This is a genomic window from Streptomyces sp. NPDC016677 (assembly GCF_055562815.1).
Genome location: NZ_JBVHEO010000006.1, coordinates 49,773 through 64,337, shown reverse-complemented (window position 1 = coordinate 64,337; position 14,565 = coordinate 49,773). Strand labels below are relative to the sequence as shown.

Genomic DNA, 14,565 nt, shown 5'->3' with positions numbered 1-14,565 from the left:
GGGCGGTCGGAAGCGGTCGAGGGTGGTCGGGGGAGGCTGAGGGTGGTCGGGGGTGGTCGGGGGAGGCTGAGGGTGGTCGGGGGTGGTCGGGGGAGGCCGAGGGCGGTCGGGGGTGGCCGGGGCGTGCGGTGAGAGGGCCGGTGCGGGTGCGTCGTGGCCGGGCGCGCAGTTCCCCGCGCCCCTGAGGGCGTCACCTGGGCGGTGGTGGGGACGTCAAGGCGTCCACGTGTGCTCCGCCTGCCTCGGTCACGATCTCCTCCAGCGACTGGGGCTGCCGTACCACTGCGAAGCGCACGTCCCCGGCGCCGTCCGTGGCGAACCCGAACACCCCCGGCCGCGCCAGCGAGTTGTACGCGTAGTGATGCGCGAAGTAGTACGCCCCCGTGTCCAGCGCCGCCGCGTGGTCCCCCTGCTCCAGCCGCGGCAGCGCCCGCCCCGTCGCCAGCAGGTCCCCCGCGAAACAGGCGGGGCCCGCCACGTCCTGCACGACCGGTGGCCCTTCCTTGGGGCGGCCCGCCCCGTCGTACGCGGCGATCCGCAGCGGCCAGGCGTCCGGCGCGTACACCGTGCGCGTCGCCACCTGCACCCCGGCGTGCGTCACGGCGACCGGCCGGCCCCCGGCGCTCTTGGTGTACTCGACCCGCGCCACCACCGTGCCGTGCTTGGCCAGCAGTGACCGCCCGAACTCCGTCACCAGCCCGTACCGCCCGTCGAACAGCCCCGGCACCGCCTCCCGCAGCGCCCGCGCGTACTGTCCGTAGGTCGGCGTCGTCGCCTCCGAGGCGAAGTTCACCGGCAGTCCGCCGCCGATGTCGACGGTGTCGACCTGCCGCCGTCCGCACCGCTGGTTGATCTCCTCGGCCAGCGCATGCACGGCCGCCACCCCCTCGGCCATCCGGGCCGGTGCGATGCCCTGGGAGCCGGTGTGCACGTGCAGCCGGGTCAGCCAGGGCCGGTCCCGGTACGCCCGCACCACCCACTCCCGCGCCCCCTCGTCCCGCAGCGCCACCCCGAACTTCGAGGTCGCCGTCGCGGTGGCGAGCGCCTCGATGGAGCCGCCGCCGACCTGCGGGTTCACCCGGAGGCCGAGGGGCGAGGCGGTCGGGGCCGACCGCAGCAGGCCGTCGAGCCGGTCCAGCTCCTGAGGGTTGTCCGCGTTGACGGCGATCCCCAGCGCCAGCGCCTCGCGCAGCTCCTGAGGCGTCTTGGCCGGCGAGTCCAGCACCGTACGCTCCGCCGGCACCCCCGCCGCCCGCGCCAGCGCCAGCTCGCCGGGGCTCGCCACCTCCGCGCCGATGCCCTCGTCCCGCAGCAGCCGCACCACCGGCACCAGCGGCGCCGCCTTCACCGCGAAGGCGTGCAGCACGGGCGTACCGGGCGCGGTCACCGCCGTGAACGCCGCCCGCAGCGCCGCCGCCGACTCCCGGATGCCGGTGACGTCCAGCAGCGCCAGCACGGGTGTGCCGGGCCCGAGCAGCCCCTGCTCCACGGCCGCCCGGACCGCCCGGTCCCGCCGCGCCGCCCGCCGCTCACCGTTGCCGTCGTCATCACTCATGCGGCCCAGCCAAACACCCATGGGCCGCGGACGCGGGCCCCACGACGTATTGACTAGCTATATTCAGGAAGTGAGGATGTGAATAGAAGTAGAAGCGGAAGCAGAACGCAGAAGCAGCGACATCCGCGGAGAGCCCGCCTCAGGAGGCAGCCATGTCAGGACCCCGTCCCGTCCGTGCGCCGCGCGGCACACAGCCGAGCGCCCCGGGATGGCAGCAGGAGGCCGCCCTGCGGATGCTGCAGAACAACCTCGACCCGGAGGTCGCCGAGCACCCCGACCGGCTCGTCGTCTACGGCGGCACCGGCAAGGCCGCCCGCGACTGGCGGTCCTTCGACGCGATGGTGCGGACGCTGCGGACCCTCAAGCAGGACGAGACGATGCTGGTCCAGTCCGGCCGCCCGGTCGGCGTCATGCAGACCCACGAGTGGGCCCCGCGCGTCCTCATCGCCAACTCCAACCTCGTCGGCGACTGGGCCAACTGGGAGGAGTTCCGCCGCCTGGAGGCCCTCGGCCTGACCATGTACGGGCAGATGACGGCCGGCTCCTGGATCTACATCGGCACCCAGGGCATCCTCCAGGGCACCTACGAGACCTTCGCCGCCGTCGCGGCCAAGAAGTTCGGCGGCACCCTCGCCGGGACCATCACCCTCACCGCCGGACTCGGCGGCATGGGCGGTGCCCAGCCCCTCGCGGTCACCATGAACGACGGCGTCGCGATCTGCGTCGACTGCGACCCGCGCGCCATCGACCGCCGTATCGACCACCGCTACCTGGACGTCCGCGCCGACTCCCTCGACCACGCCCTCCAACTGGCCGTCGAGGCCCGGGACGCCCGCCGCCCGCTCTCCGTCGGCCTGCTCGGCAACGCCGCCGAGGTCGTGCCGCGGCTCCTCGCCATGAGCGCGCCGATCGACATCGTCACCGACCAGACCTCCGCCCACGACCCGTTGGCCTACCTGCCCACCGGAGTCGCCTTCGAGGAGATGGCGGACGCCGCCGCCAAGGACCCGGCGGGTTTCACCGCCCGCGCCCGCGCGTCCATGGCCCGGCACGTGGAGGCGATGGTCGGCTTCCAGGACGCCGGCGCCGAGGTGTTCGACTACGGCAACTCCATCCGCGGCGAGGCCCGGCTCGCCGGCTACGACCGGGCCTTCGCCTTCCCCGGCTTCGTCCCCGCCTACATCCGCCCCCTCTTCTGCGAGGGCAAGGGCCCCTTCCGCTGGGCCGCCCTCTCCGGCGACCCGGCCGACATCGCCCGGACGGACCGGGCGGTCCTCGACCTCTTCCCCGAGAACGAGTCGCTGGCCCGCTGGATCAGGATGGCCGGGGAGCGGGTCCACTTCCAGGGACTGCCCGCGCGCATCTGCTGGCTCGGCTACGGCGAGCGCGACAAGGCCGGTGAGCGGTTCAACGACATGGTCGCGAGCGGCGAGCTGGCCGCGCCCGTCGTCATCGGCCGCGACCACCTGGACTGCGGTTCCGTCGCCTCCCCGTACCGGGAGACCGAGGCGATGCGCGACGGCTCCGACGCGATCGCCGACTGGCCGCTGCTCAACGCCATGGTCAACGTCGCCTCCGGGGCCTCCTGGGTGTCGGTCCACCACGGCGGCGGCGTCGGCATGGGGCGTTCGATCCACGCCGGGCAGGTGACGGTCGCCGACGGCACGCCGCTCGCCGGGGAGAAGATCCGCCGCGTGCTCACCAACGATCCCGGCATGGGCGTCATCCGGCACGTGGACGCCGGGTACGACATCGCGGAGTCGGTCGCCGAGGAGCGCGGCGTCCGCGTCCCCATGCGCGAGGGCGGCGACACGCGCGAGGGCGGCGACACGCGCGAGGGCGGCGACGTGCGCGAGGGCGGCGACGCGTGAGCTTCCACCGCATGTGGGCCGAGCTGCTGCCGGTCGGCCGCGGCTCCGTCTCCGGCGGCTACCGGCGGTTCGCCTGGAGCGGCGCCGACGGCGACTGCCGGGCCTGGTTCCGGGACCAGGCCGAGACGCGCGGCCTGGCCTACGAGACCGACCGCAACGGCAACCAGTGGGCCTGGCTCGGTGACCCGGCCGCCGGGGACGCCGTCGTCACCGGCTCCCACCTGGACTCCGTACCCGACGGCGGCGCCTTCGACGGTCCCCTGGGCGTGGTCTCCGCCTTCGCCGCGCTGGACGAACTGCGCCACCGGGGAGCGCGGTTCGCCAAGCCGCTCGGCATCGTCAACTTCGGCGACGAGGAGGGCGCCCGCTTCGGCCTGGCCTGCGTCGGCTCCCGCCTCACCACCGGAGCGCTCACCGCGGCCGAGGCCCACCGCCTCACCGACGCCGACGGCATCACCCTCCCGCACGCCATGGAGGCCGCCGGCTACGACCCGGACGCCATCGGCCCGGACCCGGAGCGGCTCGCCCGCATCGGTGCCTTCGTCGAGCTCCACGTCGAACAGGGCCGCGCCCTGGACCTGTCCGGCGACCCGGTCGGCATCGCCTCCGCCATCTGGCCGCACGGACGCTGGCGGTTCGACTTCCGCGGCGAGGCCAACCACGCCGGCACCACCCGCCTCACCGACCGGCACGACCCGATGCTGCCGTACGCCGAGACCGTGCTCGCCGCCCGCCGGGAGGCCGCACTCGCCGGTGCCGTCGCCACCTTCGGCAAGGTCGCCGTGGAGCCGAACGGCGTCAACGCCGTGCCGTCCCTGGTGCGCGGCTGGCTGGACTCCCGGGCGGAGGGACAGGAGACCCTGGACGCCGTGGTCGGCTCCATCGAGCGGGCCGCCCGCGCCCACGCCGAGGCCCACGGCGTCGGCCTCACCGTCGCCCGGGAGTCCTTCACCCCGGTCGTCCGGTTCGACCACGCCCTGCGCGACGAACTCGCCCGCATCCTCGGCACCGAAGGCGCCGGCACGGACCTGAAGGTGCCCGTCCTCGGCACGGGCGCCGGACACGACGCCGGAATCCTCTCCGCACGCGTCCCGACCGCCATGCTGTTCGTGCGCAACCCCACCGGCGTCTCGCACTCCCCGGCCGAGGCCGCCACCGAGGACGACTGCGCGGCCGGGGTACTCGCCCTCGCCGACGTACTGGAAGGACTCGCGTGCCCGTGACCGGCCCCCAGCGCACGTACTGGCTCGAACACGCCTGGCTCGGCGCTCACGTCGAACCGGGCGTCGCCGTCGACGTGGCCGACGGACGCGTCCGTGCCGTCCGCACCGGGACCGGCACCCCGCCGCCCGGCGCCGAGATCCTGCGCGGACTGACCCTGCCGGGGCTGGCCAACGCCCACAGCCACGCCTTCCACCGCGCCCTGCGCGGCACCGTCCAGGTGGGCTCCGGCACTTTCTGGACCTGGCGCGAGGTGATGTACTCCGTCGCCGACCGCCTCACCCCGGACACCTACCACGCCCTCGCCCGGGCCGTGTACGCCGAGATGGCCCTGGCCGGCATCACCACCGTCGGCGAGTTCCACTACGTGCACCACGCCCCCGGCGGCACGCCCTACGCCGACCCCAACGCCATGGGCGAGGCGCTGATCGAGGCCGCCGCCGACGCCGGCGTCCGCATCACCCTCCTCGACACCTGCTACCTCTCCGCCGGTTTCGGGCAGCCGCCCACCGCGCACCAGCTCCGCTTCTCCGACGGGAGCGCGGAGGACTGGGCAGCACGCTGTTCAGTTCTCAAGGAACACGATCACGCGCGGATCGGGGCCGCCGTGCACTCGGTGCGGGCCGTGCCCGCCGACCAGTTGGCGACCGTGGCCGAATGGGCCGAGCGGCGGCGGGCCCCGCTCCACGTCCACCTGTCCGAGCAGACCGCCGAGAACGACGCCTGCCGGGCCGCCCACGGCCGCACCCCCGCCCGGCTGCTCGCCGACCACGGCGTGCTCGGGCCGCGCACCACCGGCGTCCACAACACGCACCTCACCGACGCCGACATCGCGCTGATCGGCTCCACCGGCACCGGTACCTGTATGTGCCCGACCACCGAACGGGACCTCGCGGACGGCATCGGACCCGCCACCGCCCTCCAGCGAGCGGGCTCACCCCTCTCCCTCGGCTCCGACAGCCACGCCGTCATCGACCTGCTCGAAGAGGCGCGCGCGATGGAGCTGAACGAACGGCTGCGCACCCGTACCCGGGGCCACTGGACGGTCACCGCACTGCTGCGCGCCGCCACCGCCGACGGTCACGCGGCGCTCGGCTGGGACGACGCCGGCGCCATCGAGACCGGCGCCCGCGCGGACCTGACGACCGTCGCCCTGGACTCGGTCAGAACAGCGGGACCGCCGCCCAGGCTCGGCGCCGAGGCGGCCGTATTCGCGGCGACCGCGGCGGACGTACGGCACACGGTCGTCGGCGGACGGCACGTCGTGCGCGACGGGGCGCACACCCTCGTACCGGACGTGCCGCGAGCACTGGCGCGGGCCGTGGCGGCCCTGCGCGCCTGACGACGCCGACCGCGAAGGACACCATGAGCACCAGCAGCACCAGTACCAGCAGCACCGGCAGCACCGTCATCACCAACATCGCCACGCTGGTCACCAACGACCCCTCCCTCGACGACGGAACCCCCCTGGGCCTGATCCGGGACGCGGCCGTCGTCATCGACGGCGACCGTGTCGCGTGGACCGGTGAATCCAGCAAAGCACCCGCCACTGACAATCGGGTCGACGCCGGCGGCCGGGCCGTTCTGCCGGGCTTCGTGGACTCCCACTCCCACCTGCTCTTCGCGGGCGACCGCACCGAGGAGTTCAACGCCCGCATGTCCGGCCGCCCCTACAGCGCGGGCGGCATCCGCACCACCGTCGCCGCCACCCGCGCCGCGACCGACGCGGAACTGGAAGCCGGCCTCACCCGTCACCTCGCCGAGGCCCTCCGCCAGGGCACCACGACCTTCGAGACCAAGTCCGGGTACGGTCTGACCACCGCCGACGAGTCCCGTGCCCTGCGCATCGCCGCCCGCCACACCGACGAGGTCACCTTCCTCGGCGCCCACATCGTCGCCCCCGAACACGCCGACGACCCCGCCGCCTACGTCGCCCTCGTCACCGGTGAGATGCTCGACGCCTGCGCCCCGTACGCCCGTTGGATCGACGTCTTCTGCGAGCGGGGCGCCTTCGACGGGGACCAGGCCCGCGCGGTCCTCACCGCGGGCAAGGCCAAGGGCCTGCACCCCCGTATCCACGCCAACCAGCTCTCCCACGGCCCCGGCGTGCGGCTCGCCGTCGAACTCGACGCGGCCAGCGCCGACCACTGCACCCACCTCACCGACGCCGACGTGGACGCCCTCGCCAACAGCCGTACGGTCGCCACGCTGCTGCCCGGCGCCGAGTTCTCCACTCGCGCCGCCTGGCCGGACGCCCGGCGCCTGCTCGACGCGGGCGTCACGGTCGCCCTCTCCACGGACTGCAACCCCGGCTCGTCCTTCACGTCCTCGGTGCCGTTCTGCGTCGCCCTCGCCGTACGGGACATGGGGATGACCCCGGACGAGGCGGTGTGGTCGGCCACGGCGGGCGGCGCGGCGGCCCTGCGCCGGGACGACATCGGCCGTCTCACGCCGGGGGCGTACGCCGACCTGATCCTGCTGGACGCCCCGAGCCACGTGCACTTGGCGTACCGGCCCGGCGTACCGCTGGTCGTGGGGGTGTGGCGGCGGGGCGTGCGCGCGGTGTGACGGCGGCGCGAGGGGCGTGCGCGACAGCACGAAGGGGCGGTCCGCGCGGACCGCCCCTCTCGTGACAGCACGGCCGTCACCCGGCCGTGGCCACGGCCGAGGTCACTCCTCGACCGTCAGCCCCTTGCGCAGTTTCACCAGCGTCCGCGACAGCAGGCGGGAGACGTGCATCTGGGAGATGCCCAGTTCCTCGCCGATCTCCGACTGGGTCATGCCCGCGACGAAGCGGAGGGAGAGGATCTTCCGGTCGCGCGGCGGCAGTTCGGCGATCATGGGCTTCAACGACTCGACGTACTCGATGCCTTCGAGCCCGTGGTCCTCGTAACCGATCCGGTCCGCGAGCGCGCCCTCGGCGTCGTCCTCCTCCGGCTGGGCGTCCAGCGAGGCGGCGGTGTACGCGTTCGACGCGGCCATGCCCTCGACGACCTCGTCGTTGGTTATGCCGAGGCGCTCGGCCAGCTCGGCCACCGTCGGCGCGCGGTCGAGCTGCTGGGCCAGTTCGTCACCGGCCTTGGCCAGGTCCAGGCGCAGTTCCTGGAGGCGGCGCGGGACGCGCACGGACCAGGAGGTGTCGCGGAAGAACCGCTTGATCTCGCCGATGATGGTCGGCATGGCGAACGTGGGGAACTCCACGCCCCGCGACAGTTCGAAGCGGTCGATCGCCTTGATCAGGCCGATCGTGCCGACCTGGATGATGTCCTCCATCGGCTCGCTGCGCGAGCGGAAGCGGGAGGCGGCGAACTTGACCAGCGCGAGGTTGAGCTCGACGAGCGTGTTGCGTACGTACGCGTACTCGTGCGTGCCTTCCTCCAGCGACTCCAGGCGCTCGAAAAGGGTCTTGGACAGGGCCCGGGCGTCCGCCGGGGCGACCTCGTCGTACGCGGGGATGTCCGGAAGCCCGGCGAGGGCGCCGTCGTGCTCGACGGCTCGCTCGAAGTGGTCGATGGGATCCAGATGTTCCGGAGGGGGTGTCGACGTCGCTGACTGGGTACGCGATCCGTCGAGCCGGGGTGACATGATGTCCTCCATCGTTCTCGGCATGCGGCTGCCGAAGCCAAATACGTGCACTGCGGTGTGCGGCGCCTCCAAAGCCGGCCGTGTCGGTTGCGTGTTCTTACTAGCCCTACCGGCTTCACCGAGCCCACCGCAAGTGCTTTTTGTTCGTGTATGTCCGTTTCTGTGCGGATGTTCGGGTGTTGAACGACGTACAGAAGGCGTAGTGTTCGAGGGCGTCAGTAAGCAGCCTCGACGTCGGGAGAGAGAGACGGCATGGACCGCGGGACGGTCGGCAGCGCACAGTCTGGCCGGCTTCTGGTGGAGGTGCGGCAGGAAGGCCTCAGTGCCGTCGTGACCCCGGCGGGTGAGTTGGATCACCACACCGCCGATCTGTTGCGCGAGCCTCTGGACGACTGCCTGGACAAGGGTTTCAGTCGGCTTGTCGTCGACTGCTCGCGTCTGGAGTTCTGCGACTCCACGGGGCTCAACGTCCTGCTCGGCGCGCGACTGAAGGCGGAGGCCGCGGGGGGTGGTGTCCATCTGGCCGGCATGCGGCCCGTGGTGGCGAGGGTCTTCGAGATCACTGGTGCGGACGCCGTCTTCACCGTTCATGACACCCTTGGGGCGGCCCTGGCGGACGAGAGCGGCTGAGCCGCCCCACGGGCCGGCGGGACGTCTCGCGCGTCCCCTGTGACCGGTGGTTCCGGCCCGCCCTGTGTTTCCTGCCCAATACAGGGGTGTTCCGTCGGTCCGGTCGGGCAGGAGACAACCTGAACAGGTCGGCCGGCCTACCGGCTGTGTACGACGTTGAATCATGAATTGGTGAATCGGTGAGGTGAAGCGCTGATGAGCACCACCCGGCCCTACTCGCCGGGCGACCGCGGTCCGGAGCCCAGCGGCGCTTCCGGCGCCTCCGGGGCGCCCGAGGGGGGTATGCCCGTGACCGGGGCGTCCGAAGGGCACGTGGGCGCGCAGACGGCTGCCGCCACCGGTGGCCAGTCCCGCAGGCTGAGCTTCGACGGCGCGAGCGGTGTCGTACCGCTCGCCCGTGACTTCACCCGCCAGGCGCTGTACGCGTGGGGCTGGCTGCCGGCCGACTCGGCCGACCAGCGGGCCGCCGCCGAGGACGTCCTGCTGGTCGTCTCCGAACTGGTCACCAACGCCTGCCTGCACGCCGAGGGCCCGGACGAGCTGTCGATCAGCCGCGACCGCAAGGTGATCCGGCTGGAGGTCTCCGACCGGGGCACGGGCCAGCCGGCCCCCCGCACACCGCACCGCGCCGGACGCCCCGGCGGCCACGGCATGTTCATCGTGCAGCGGCTCTGCCTCGACTGGGGGGTCGTGCGGTCCCCGGGCGTCGCGGGCAAGACCGTGTGGGCGGAGCTGGCCGCGCCGGCGTAGGCGAGACCCCGCGGGCGAAAGGCCCTGCGGTTGGAGACCTCCACGAGGACCTCCACGAGGACCTCCACGGGGCCCTCCACGGGGCCCGGTGGCTTTCCGCGCGGGCCCGGCACCCCGCCCCCGGCACCCCGACAACACCCGGCGCTCCCACGGCTCCGGCACCCCGACAGCACCCGGCGCTCCCACGGCTGGGGCGCCCCGACAGCACCCGGCGCTCCCACGGCTCCGGCACCCCGACAGCACCCGGGCCCCGAAGGCTCCGCCAGCCCCACGAAACCCCGAAGGGCCACCGCGCCCCAAGGACACGGTGACCCTCCGTCGGAAAGCCGGACGAAGCCGGACCGGCAGGTCTCAGTGGACGTCGCCCATCAGCGTCCTGACGCGCTTGCGGTACATCCACACCGCCACACCGGCGACCACGGCGAGGGTGGCCTCCGCGGCGACGATGCCGGTCTTGTTCAGGTCGACGCCGGCGATGGAGAGCAGGCCCGTGGTCGCGTCACCGGCGGTGACCGCCAGGAACCAGACGCCCATCATCTGCGAGGCGTACTTCACCGGCGCCATCTTCGTCGTCACCGACAGGCCGACCGGGGAGAGCAGCAGCTCACCGCAGGTCTGGACGAAGTAGATCGCCACCAGCCACAGCGCCGCGGCCTTGTGGCCGCCGCCCGCGATCGCCAGCGGGGCGAGGAAGAGGAAGAAGGACGCGCCGATCAGCACCAGGCCGAACGAGAACTTCACGACCGTGCTCGGCTCCTTGCCGCGCCGGGCCAGCGCCAGCCACAGCGTCGCGAAGACCGGGGCCAGCGCCATGATGATGACCGGGTTGACCGACTGGTACCAGGAGACCGGGAACGACCAGCCCAGGACGCTGTTCTCGGCGGAGGACTCGGCGAAGATCGACAGGGTCGAGCCGCCCTGGTCGTAGATCATCCAGAAGACGGCTGCGGCGACGAAGAACCAGATGTACGCGGACATCTTCGACTGCTCGGCACGGTCCAGGGACTTGTCGCGCTTGATGCGGGTCAGCACCAGGATCGGGATGATCACGCCGAGCAGGGTCAGCGGGACCAGGATCCAGTTCAGCGTGTAGTGGCCGGAGAAGCCGACGACCGCGTAGAAGACGACCGCGACGGCGGCCCAGAACGCGGCCTTGCGCAGCGTCGAGGTCTTCTCGGCGGACGACAGCGGCTTGGGGACGACGCTGGAGTGCGGGTCGAGGTGGCGGCTGCCCATCAGGAACTGGGCGACACCGATCGCCATGCCCACCGCGGCCAGCGCGAAGCCCAGGTGCCAGTTGACGCTCTCGCCGATGGTGCCGATGACCAGCGGCGCGACGAAGGCGCCGAGGTTGATGCCCATGTAGAAGACGGTGAAGCCACCGTCCCGGCGCGGGTCGTCGGGGCCCTGGTAGAGGTGGCCGACCATCGTGGAGATGTTGGCCTTCAGCAGGCCCGAGCCGATGGCGACCAGGCCGAGGCCGGCGAAGAACGTGCCGGAGGAGGGCAGGGCCAGGGTGAGGTGGCCGAGCATGATGACGCCGCCGGCGATGGCGACGGTCTTGCGCGGACCCCACACGCGGTCGCCGAACCATCCGCCCGGCATCGTGAGCAGGTACACCAGCGAGAGGTACACCGAGTAGATCGCGGTGGCGGTGCCGGCGTTCATGCCCAGGCCGCCCGGGGCCACGAGGTACAGCGGGAGCAGAGCCCTCATGCCGTAGTAGGAGAAACGCTCCCACATCTCGGTCATGAAGAGGGTGGCCAGACCCCGGGGGTGGCCGAAGAAGGACTTCTCGGAGCCGGGGGTGCCCGGGGTGACCGAGTCCTTCGTCAGGCTGGACGCCATGGTCGATCCTTGCTGGTCGGGACGCGCTCACGGAGGCGATGCGCGCCCGGTGGGGGGCAGGCCGGCACCGGCGGGTCGGGCCGTCCACCCCACGCCTACGGGGAGTCCGCCCCGGATCACGGGGCGGTGGACGGTGACCACCGGGATCCACGCCTCGGCGCGCGGCTCTGCGCTGCGAGGCCCGGCCACAGGTCATTCCTTTCAAGGCCGGCGGACGGCCGGCCCGCACACACGAGAAGGACCTTCGGCGTCAGCCTGTGAAAGCCGGAGCCGCCAAAGGTCCCTGTGGTGCTACAGGCGTTTGTCCACCATAAGGCAAGGTACTGCCCGGTATGGAAGGACTTGAGATACGTATCACAGGGAGTGATGGAACCGGAATACTACATTCCGATGTCTCCCGCAGGATCGGTCCCGCCGCGCGGAATCGGGAACGTGTCCGGCATGTCGGGAGGTAAGGGCGGCCCGCACCGATCTCACCTCGGACGTTGTTCCGGGCGGACTACCATCGGGTCATGACCCGTGTACTGCTCGCCGAGGACGACGCGTCCATCTCGGAGCCGCTGGCCCGCGCACTGCGCCGGGAAGGGTACGAGGTCGAGGTGCGTGAGGACGGACCCACGGCGCTCGACGCCGGGATGCAGGGCGGTGTGGACCTGGTCGTACTGGACCTGGGCCTGCCCGGCATGGACGGCCTGGAGGTCGCCCGCCGGCTGCGTTCCGAGGGCCACTCGGTGCCGATCCTCATCCTGACCGCGCGCGCCGACGAGGTGGACACCGTCGTCGGCCTGGACGCGGGCGCCGACGACTACGTCACCAAGCCCTTCCGCCTCGCCGAGCTGCTCGCCCGGGTCCGGGCCCTGCTGCGGCGCGGCGCCACCGAACCCCAGCAGCCGCCCGCCACGCACGGCGTGCGCATCGACGTCGAGTCGCACCGTGCCTGGATGGGCGACGAGGAGCTCCAGCTCACCGCCAAGGAGTTCGACCTGCTGCGGGTGCTGGTGCGCGACGCCGGCCGGGTCGTCACCCGCGACCAGCTGATGCGCGAGGTCTGGGACACCACCTGGTGGTCGTCGACCAAGACCCTCGACATGCACATCTCCTGGCTGCGCAAGAAGCTGGGCGACGACGCGGCCAACCCGCGCTACATCGCCACCGTGCGGGGCGTGGGCTTCCGCTTCGAGAAGAACTGAGATTCGTACACGGGTCATGGATAAGAGGACATGCGCCGTCGACTGATCCAGTCCACGCTCGCCGTGGTGCTCGTCGTGATCGCCGTCTTCGGCGTCTCCCTGGTCATCGTCGAGACGCAGACGATCAGCAGCACGGCCCAGGAACGGGTGGACCTGGAGGCGGCCCGGCTGGCCAGCATCGTGGACAGCCGGCTGCTGGGCACTGGCAACGTCGACGCCGAGGTCCTGCGCGGCCAGGTCGAGGGCAACCGGTACGCCGCGATCCGCATCCCCGGGAAGCCGCTCATCGAGATCGGCAGCGAGCCGACCGGCGAGGTCATCCGGGGCGAGGCCACCGGCGAGGAGGGCGAGACGGTCATCGTCCAGGAGCCGCGCTCCTCGGTGACCCGCGAGGTCGGCCGCACCCTGCTGATCATCGGGCTGGTGGCGCTGCTCGCGGTGATCGCCGCCGTCCTGCTCGCGGTCCGCCAGGCCAACCGCCTCGCCTCCCCGCTCACCGACCTCGCCGAGACCGCCGAACGCCTCGGCTCCGGCGACCCGCGCCCCCGTCACAAGCGGTACGGCGTCCCCGAGCTGGACCGGGTCGCCGACGTGCTGGACTCCTCCGCCGAGCGCATCGCCCGGATGCTCACCGCCGAGCGCCGCCTGGCCGCCGACGCCTCCCACCAGCTGCGTACGCCGCTGACCGCGCTGTCGATGCGCCTGGAGGAGATCACCCTCACCGACGAACCGGAGACGGTGAAGGAGGAGGCGACCATCGCGCTGGCCCAGGTGGAGCGGCTCACGGACGTCGTCGAGCGGCTGCTGACCAACTCCCGCGACCCGCGCAGCGGCTCCGCCGTCGTCTTCGAACTGGACGACGTCATCCAGCAGCAGATCGCCGAGTGGCGCCCCGCCTACCGCAGCGCGGGCCGGGCCATCGTCTCCTCCGGCAAGCGGCACCTGACGGCCGTGGGCACGCCGGGCGCGGTCGCCCAGGTGCTGGCGGCGCTGATCGAGAACTCGCTGATGCACGGCGGCGGCACGGTCGCGCTGCGCACCCGGGTCACCGGCAACCAGGCCGTGGTCGAGGTCACCGACGAGGGGCCGGGCGTCCCCGCCGACCTGGGCGCGCGGATCTTCGAGCGCACCATCAGCGGACGGAACTCCACGGGCATCGGGCTGGCCGTCGCCCGCGACCTCGCGGAGGCGGACGGCGGACGCCTGGAGCTGCTCCAGTCCAAGCCGCCCGTCTTCGGGCTGTTCCTGTCCCGCACCCAGCCGTCGGAGACCGAGGCGTCGGAGGCGGACCGGACGGTCAGGTGAGGAACGGGTCTCAGCGGGAGCGCCCCGGAGCGGGCACCGTGGTCGGGCTCTCGTGCTCCAGGAACGATTCCGCGCGGGCGACGGCGTCTCGGGCGGGCAGGGCGCGGAAGACCCAGGACCGGTAGGACCAGAAGCGGAACAGCGTCGCCACCCCGATGCCGACGAACTTGAAGATGTTGCTCTGCAGCGGGCTGTCCCAGCCGAAGCCGTACGTCGCCGTGTAGAGCACGCCGTTCTCGATCACCAGGCCGACCGCGCTGAACAGCAGGAAGAGGGACATCTCCTTGGTCCGGCCGCTCTTGTCCCGGTCCCGGTAGGTGAAGTAGCGGAAGCCCACGTAGTTGAAGACGATGGAGACGACCGTCGCCACGATGCTGGCCCGGACCACCTGGAGGTCGGTCGTGTGCCGCACCAGGTTGAAGACGAGCAGGTTGACCAGGACGCCCGCGCCGCCGACCGCGCCGAACTTCAGTACCTCCCGCAGGACGCCTTCGAGCCGCTGCCGCAGCGTGCCGCGTGCCTCCGGGGGCGCGGTGTGCGCCGAGGAACCATGTCCCATGGTCGTGCAGGCCCCCGCTCGGTCGGTTGGCGTCAACCCGGCCATGCTAAC

The 14,565-nt window shown here is 72.4% G+C and carries 12 protein-coding genes; 8 read left to right on the top strand and 4 right to left on the bottom strand.

All coding sequences use genetic code 11. From position 1 onward, the window contains the following. Positions 1–190 precede the first annotated feature (190 nt). Entirely contained in the window at positions 191–1,555 is a 1,365-nt protein-coding gene (locus ACZ3IG_RS18650; protein ID WP_467433249.1) for a type III PLP-dependent enzyme domain-containing protein, read from the bottom strand. Between the two features lie 152 nt (positions 1,556–1,707). On the opposite strand from ACZ3IG_RS18650, the gene hutU reads away from it, so the two are divergent. Genes hutU through hutI form a run of 4 tightly spaced genes read left to right on the top strand, consistent with a single transcriptional unit; the run spans position 1,708 to position 7,215 of the window. Further along, positions 1,708–3,426, top strand: a complete 1,719-nt coding sequence (gene hutU, locus ACZ3IG_RS18645) for a urocanate hydratase (protein WP_467433247.1) — start codon at positions 1,708–1,710, stop codon at positions 3,424–3,426. Beyond that, positions 3,423–4,649 carry an allantoate amidohydrolase gene (locus ACZ3IG_RS18640; protein WP_467433246.1) on the top strand — a complete coding sequence of 409 codons (1,227 nt, stop codon included), beginning with the start codon at positions 3,423–3,425 and terminating at the stop codon, positions 4,647–4,649. The genes hutU and ACZ3IG_RS18640 overlap by 4 nt, the downstream gene beginning before the upstream one ends. Then, positions 4,646–5,989 (top strand): formimidoylglutamate deiminase, encoded by a 1,344-nt coding sequence (locus ACZ3IG_RS18635; RefSeq protein WP_467433245.1) that lies wholly within the window; start codon positions 4,646–4,648, stop codon positions 5,987–5,989. Before ACZ3IG_RS18640 ends, ACZ3IG_RS18635 begins: the two co-directional genes overlap by 4 nt. A gap of 23 nt (positions 5,990–6,012) precedes the next feature. After that, the gene (gene hutI / locus ACZ3IG_RS18630) at positions 6,013–7,215 is read left to right on the top strand and encodes an imidazolonepropionase (protein ID WP_467433243.1); all 1,203 of its coding nucleotides are present in this window, start codon (positions 6,013–6,015) and stop codon (positions 7,213–7,215) included. 102 nt (positions 7,216–7,317) lie between these two features. On the opposite strand, the gene ACZ3IG_RS18625 is transcribed toward hutI, so the two are convergent. Continuing rightward, on the bottom strand, positions 7,318–8,232 hold the full coding sequence (locus ACZ3IG_RS18625) for an RNA polymerase sigma factor SigF (protein WP_467433242.1): 915 nt from the start codon (positions 8,230–8,232) through the stop codon (positions 7,318–7,320). Positions 8,233–8,484: 252 nt separating this feature from the next. On the opposite strand from ACZ3IG_RS18625, the gene ACZ3IG_RS18620 reads away from it, so the two are divergent. Continuing rightward, positions 8,485–8,862 carry an STAS domain-containing protein gene (locus ACZ3IG_RS18620; protein WP_467433240.1) on the top strand — a complete coding sequence of 126 codons (378 nt, stop codon included), beginning with the start codon at positions 8,485–8,487 and terminating at the stop codon, positions 8,860–8,862. A gap of 195 nt (positions 8,863–9,057) precedes the next feature. Beyond that, entirely contained in the window at positions 9,058–9,612 is a 555-nt protein-coding gene (locus ACZ3IG_RS18615) for an ATP-binding protein (protein ID WP_437087361.1), read from the top strand. A 351-nt stretch (positions 9,613–9,963) separates the two neighbouring features. Here ACZ3IG_RS18615 and ACZ3IG_RS18610 read toward each other — a convergent pair whose 3' ends face one another. Next, positions 9,964–11,460 (bottom strand): oligopeptide:H+ symporter, encoded by a 1,497-nt coding sequence (locus ACZ3IG_RS18610; RefSeq protein ID WP_467433238.1) that lies wholly within the window; start codon positions 11,458–11,460, stop codon positions 9,964–9,966. 512 nt (positions 11,461–11,972) lie between these two features. On the opposite strand from ACZ3IG_RS18610, the gene ACZ3IG_RS18605 reads away from it, so the two are divergent. Next, positions 11,973–12,650, top strand: a complete 678-nt coding sequence (locus tag ACZ3IG_RS18605; protein WP_215165007.1) for a response regulator transcription factor — start codon at positions 11,973–11,975, stop codon at positions 12,648–12,650. Positions 12,651–12,680: 30 nt separating this feature from the next. Beyond that, positions 12,681–13,955 (top strand): ATP-binding protein, encoded by a 1,275-nt coding sequence (locus tag ACZ3IG_RS18600; RefSeq protein WP_467433237.1) that lies wholly within the window; start codon positions 12,681–12,683, stop codon positions 13,953–13,955. A 10-nt stretch (positions 13,956–13,965) separates the two neighbouring features. On the opposite strand, the gene ACZ3IG_RS18595 is transcribed toward ACZ3IG_RS18600, so the two are convergent. Then, positions 13,966–14,514 (bottom strand): GtrA family protein, encoded by a 549-nt coding sequence (locus ACZ3IG_RS18595; RefSeq protein ID WP_467433236.1) that lies wholly within the window; start codon positions 14,512–14,514, stop codon positions 13,966–13,968. Between the last annotated feature and the right edge of the window lie 51 nt (positions 14,515–14,565).

Coding starts and splice junctions, on each gene's coding strand:
- ACZ3IG_RS18605 (WP_215165007.1), top strand. CDS start 11,973: ATGACCCGTGTACTGCTCGCCGAGGACGACGCGTCCATCTCGGAGCCG.
- ACZ3IG_RS18620 (WP_467433240.1), top strand. CDS start 8,485: ATGGACCGCGGGACGGTCGGCAGCGCACAGTCTGGCCGGCTTCTGGTG.
- hutU (WP_467433247.1), top strand. CDS start 1,708: ATGTCAGGACCCCGTCCCGTCCGTGCGCCGCGCGGCACACAGCCGAGC.
- hutI (WP_467433243.1), top strand. CDS start 6,013: ATGAGCACCAGCAGCACCAGTACCAGCAGCACCGGCAGCACCGTCATC.
- ACZ3IG_RS18610 (WP_467433238.1), bottom strand. CDS start 11,460: ATGGCGTCCAGCCTGACGAAGGACTCGGTCACCCCGGGCACCCCCGGC.
- ACZ3IG_RS18600 (WP_467433237.1), top strand. CDS start 12,681: ATGCGCCGTCGACTGATCCAGTCCACGCTCGCCGTGGTGCTCGTCGTG.
- ACZ3IG_RS18615 (WP_437087361.1), top strand. CDS start 9,058: ATGAGCACCACCCGGCCCTACTCGCCGGGCGACCGCGGTCCGGAGCCC.
- ACZ3IG_RS18650 (WP_467433249.1), bottom strand. CDS start 1,555: ATGAGTGATGACGACGGCAACGGTGAGCGGCGGGCGGCGCGGCGGGAC.
- ACZ3IG_RS18595 (WP_467433236.1), bottom strand. CDS start 14,514: ATGGGACATGGTTCCTCGGCGCACACCGCGCCCCCGGAGGCACGCGGC.
- ACZ3IG_RS18625 (WP_467433242.1), bottom strand. CDS start 8,232: ATGTCACCCCGGCTCGACGGATCGCGTACCCAGTCAGCGACGTCGACA.